This window comes from Pseudomonas sp. SG-MS2 (genome assembly GCF_009933855.1).
Taxonomy (GTDB): Bacteria; Pseudomonadota; Gammaproteobacteria; order Pseudomonadales; family Pseudomonadaceae; genus Aquipseudomonas; species Aquipseudomonas putida_E.
Genome location: NZ_MOMO01000186.1, coordinates 1 through 4,832 on the forward strand (window position 1 = coordinate 1; position 4,832 = coordinate 4,832).

Annotated in this window: 3 protein-coding genes; all 3 read left to right on the plus strand. The window is 64.3% G+C overall.

Annotation, left to right across the window (positions count from 1 at the left end):
* A partial coding sequence (gene bglX / locus BLX42_RS15670) for a beta-glucosidase BglX (RefSeq protein WP_161872127.1) occupies positions 1–2,015 on the plus strand: 2,015 nt, incomplete at its 5' end.
* Positions 2,016–2,097: 82 nt separating this feature from the next.
* The gene (locus tag BLX42_RS15675) at positions 2,098–3,855 is read left to right on the plus strand and encodes an ATP-binding protein (protein ID WP_161872128.1); all 1,758 of its coding nucleotides are present in this window, start codon (positions 2,098–2,100) and stop codon (positions 3,853–3,855) included.
* The coding region (locus BLX42_RS15680) for a sigma-54 dependent transcriptional regulator (protein WP_161872129.1) at positions 3,849–4,832 on the plus strand (984 nt) is incomplete at its 3' end. The genes BLX42_RS15675 and BLX42_RS15680, both read left to right, overlap by 7 nt.

A 4,832-nucleotide genomic window follows, 5' to 3' on the forward strand; every position in this document is an offset into this window, starting at 1 on the left:
TGCGCAGCCGCCTGAAGATTCCGATGTTCTTCGCCTACGACACCATCCACGGCGAGCGCACCATTTTCCCGATCGGCCTGGGGCTGGCTGCCACCTGGGACATGGACGCCATCGCCAAGGTCGGCCGCACCTCGGCCATCGAAGCCGCCGCCGACGCCCTGGACATGACCTTTGCACCCATGGTCGACATCGCCCGCGACCCTCGCTGGGGCCGCACCAGCGAGGGTTTCGGTGAGGACACCTACCTGACCTCGAGGATCGGCCAGGCGATGGTCCGCTCGTTCCAGGGCAGCAGCCCGGCCAACCCGGACAGCATCATGGCCATCGTCAAGCACTTCGCCCTGTATGGCGCGGTGGAGGGCGGGCGCGACTACAACACGGTCGATATGAGCCTGCCGAAGATGTACAACGACTACCTGCCGCCCTACCGCGCCGCGCTCGACGCCGGTGCCGGCGGGGTGATGGTGGCGCTGAACTCGATCAACGGCGTGCCGGCCACCTCCAATACCTGGCTGATGAACGACCTGCTGCGCAAGGAGTGGGGCTTCAAGGGCGTGACCATCAGTGACCACGGTGCCATCCAGGAACTGATCCGCCACGGCGTCGCCCACGATGGTCGCGAAGCGGCCAAGCTGGCGATCAAGGCTGGCATCGACATGAGCATGAACGACACCCTCTATGGCGAAGAGCTGCCAGGGCTGCTCAAGTCAGGCGAGGTGACCCAGGCCGAACTGGACCAGGCCGTGCGCGAAGTACTAGGCGCCAAGTATGAAATGGGCCTGTTCAAGGACCCGTACGTGCGGATCGGCAAGGCCGAAACCGACCTGAAGGATTACTACGGCGAAGACCGCCTGCACCGTGACGCCGCGCGCGACGTGGCGCGCCGCAGCCTGGTGCTGCTGGAAAACCGCAAGCAGACCCTGCCGCTGAAAAAAGCCGGCACCATTGCCCTGGTCGGCCCGCTGGCCGATGCGCCGATCGACATGATGGGCAGCTGGGCTGCCGACGGCAAACCGATGCACTCGGTCACCGTGCGCGAAGGCCTGCGCCGCGCCGTCGAGGGCAAGGCCAAGCTGGTCTATGCCAAAGGCTCCAACGTTACCGGCGACAAGGCGATCGTCGATTACCTCAACTTCCTCAACTTCGATGCCCCGGAAATCGTTGACGATCCGCGCCCGGCCGCTGTGCTGATCGATGAAGCGGTCAAGGCAGCGAAGCAGTCCGATGTGGTGGTGGCGGTGGTCGGCGAGTCCCGCGGCATGTCCCACGAGTCGTCCAGCCGCACCACCCTGGAGATCCCGGCCAGCCAGCGCGAGCTGATCAAGGCCCTGAAAGCCACTGGCAAGCCGCTGGTACTGGTGCTGATGAACGGGCGGCCGCTGTCGGTCGCCTGGGAACGCGAACAGGCCGATGCCATCCTGGAAACCTGGTTCGCTGGCACCGAGGGCGGCAATGCCATCGCCGACGTGCTGTTCGGTGACTACAACCCTTCGGGCAAGCTGGCCATCACCTTCCCGCGTTCGGTCGGGCAGATCCCGATGTACTACAACCACACGCGCATTGGCCGCCCGTTCACCCCAGGCAAGCCGGGCAACTACACCTCGCAGTACTTCGAGGAGCCAAACGGCCCGCTGTACCCGTTCGGTTACGGCTTGAGCTACAGCACCTTCGAGCTGTCGGGGCTGAACCTGTCGCACAAGGACCTCAAGCGCGGCGACACGCTGGAGGCGAAGGTGACGGTGAAGAACACCGGCAAGGTGGATGGCGAGACCGTGGTCCAGTTGTACCTGCAGGACGTAGCAGCATCCATGAGCCGCCCGGTGAAGGAGCTTAAAAACTTCCAGAAAGTGATGCTCAAGGCCGGTGAGTCGCGGACCTTGGCCTTCCGCATCAGCGAGGAAGACCTGAAGTTCTTCAATGGGCAGCTGCAGCGGGTGGCTGAACCTGGCGCGTTCAATGTCCAGGTCGGGCTGGACTCAGAGGCCGTGCAGCAAAAGAGCTTCGAACTGCTGTAACCGGTCTGCAAGCCTTACCGCCCTATCGCTGGTTTGACGGCGATAGGGCGGTACTCATACCCCCTTCATCCGGACCTGCCCCATGCCATTTTCCTTTCGCGCCCTGCGTCTGGGGCTGATCACCCTGCTGATCTTCGCTGGCACCGCGCTCAGTGCCGGCTGGGCCATGCACCAGGCCAAGCGTCAGGCCATGGAGGATGACGCCCGTCGTGCCAGCCAGCAGTTGGGGCTGTACGCCACCTCGCTGCATACCCTGATCGAACGCTATCGCGCCCTGCCCGCCGTGCTGGCGTTGGACCCGGAACTGATTCAGGCTCTGCGCGGCCCGATCAGCGAGCCGGTACAGGACGCGCTCAACCTTAAGCTCGAACGCATCAATGGTGCTGCCAATTCCTCCACCCTGGAGCTGCTCGATCGCACCGGGCTGGCCGTGGCGGCCAGCAACTGGCGCTTGCCCACCACCTACGTAGGCTCCAACTACGGCTTTCGTCCGTATTTCAAGCAAACCCGCAGCCAGGGTAGCGGCCGCTTCTATGCCGTTGGCGTGACCAGTGGCGTGCCGGGGTATTTCCTGTCCAGCGCAGTCACTGACGAACAAGGCCGTTTTCTCGGAGCCATGGTGGTGAAACTAGAGTTTCCCGAGCTGGAACGCGAGTGGCGCCAAGGCAACGACATCCTGCTGGTCAGCGATGCACGCGGCATCACCTTCATCGCCAACCAGGACGGCTGGCGTTACCGCGAGCTGCAACCGCTCAGCGGGCCCGATCGGGCAGAGCTGGCCCAGACCCGCCAGTACGACAAGCAACCGCTGGTACCGCTGCAGCATCAGGTGTTGACCCGCTTCGCCAGCAACAGCACCCTCAGCCGCGTGCAGGGGCCTGATGGGCCTGCCGAGTACCTGTGGGAAAGCCTACCGCTGGAAAGTGAAGACTGGACCTTGCACCTGTTGCGCAAACCACAACTGGCCGCTGATGGCCGTAATGCAGCCCTGGGCGCAGCTGCCGCGTGGCTGAGCCTGGTGTTCGCTGCACTGTTCGTCAGCCAGCGCCTGCGCCTGGCCCGCTTGCGCCGGCGCAGCCGTGAAGAGCTCAAGCGCCAGGTCGAAGAGCGCACCCGCGAGCTGCGTACCGCCCAGGAGGGCCTGGTGCAGTCGGCCAAACTGGCCGCACTGGGGCAGATGTCAGCCGCCATGGCCCACGAGATCAACCAGCCGCTGACGACCCAGCGCATGCAACTGGAAACCCTGCGCCTGCTGCTCGATCACGGCCGCTACGACGAGGCACGCCAGGCCCTGGAGCCGCTGGAGCAGATGCTCACGCGCATGGCCGCGCTCACCAGCCACCTGAAAACCTTCGCCCGTAACAGCCCGGTCGGCCTGCGCGAGCGGCTGGACCTGGCGACCGTTGTCGATCAGGCCCTGCACCTGCTGGACACACGCATCCGCAGCGACGAGGTCGAAGTGGCCCTCTACCTGGCGCGCCCGGCATGGGTACGCGGTGATGCGATCCGCCTGGAGCAAGTGTTGATCAACCTGCTGCGCAACGCCCTCGACGCCATGGCCGACAAACGTTACAAACGCCTGGAAATCCGCATCGAACCCGAGCACGATCAATGGCGACTGAGCGTGCTCGACTCTGGCGGCGGGATTGCCGAGACCGACCTGGCCAGGGTGTTTGACCCCTTCTTCACCACCAAACCGGTGGGTGAAGGGCTTGGCCTGGGCCTGGCGATTTCCTATGGCATCATCCATGAAGCCGGCGGCCAGTTGCAGGCCGAAAACCTGCCAGGCGGTGCGCGCCTGAGCCTTACCCTGCCCCGCGACCTGGAGCCTGCATGTTGAATTCAGTGATCGTTGTCGATGATGAAGCCAGTATTCGCAGCGCCGTCGAGCAATGGTTGAACCTGTCCGGTTTCAACGTGCAGTTGTTCGCCCGCGCCGAGGACTGCCTGGCTCAGTTGCCCTGTCATTTTCCAGGGGTTGTCATCAGTGACGTGCGCATGCCGGGCATGGGCGGCTTGCAGCTGCTCGAGCGCCTGCAGGCCGATGATCCGGACCTGCCGGTCATTCTTCTGACCGGGCATGGCGATGTGCCGATGGCGGTCGAGGCCATGCGCAACGGCGCCTACGATTTCCTGGAAAAACCCTTCACGCCACAGCACCTGCTCGGGAGCCTGCGCCGCGCGCTGGAGAAGCGCCAGCTGGTGCTGGAGAACCGCCGCCTGCATGAGCAGGCAGACCTCAAGTCGCGCCTGGAATCCACGCTTCTGGGTATGTCCCAAGGCCTGCAGCAATTGCGTCGGCAGGTGCTGGACCTGGCCAGCCTGCCGGTCAATGTGCTGATTCGCGGCGAAACCGGGAGTGGCAAGGAGCGCGTGGCGCGCTGCCTGCACGACTTCGGCCCGCGTGCAGGCAAGCCCTTCGTGGCGCTCAACTGTGCAGCCATCCCTGAGTCGCTGTTCGAAGCCGAACTGTTCGGCCACGAAAGCGGTGCCTTTACCGGCGCCCAAGGCAAGCGCATCGGCAAACTCGAATATGCCAACGGCGGCACGGTGTTTCTCGATGAAATCGAGAGCATGCCATTGGCCCAGCAGGCCAAGCTGCTGCGGGTGATCCAGGAGCAGAAGCTGGAAAGGCTGGGGGCCAATCAGAGCATCAGCGTCGACCTGCGAATTATCGCCGCAACCAAGCCCGACCTGCTCGAAGAGGCACGCGCCGGGCGTTTTCGCGAAGACCTGGCCTATCGCCTGAATGTCGCCGAACTGCGCCTGGCACCGTTGCGCGAGCGGCGCGAGGACATCCCGCTGCTGTTCGAACAC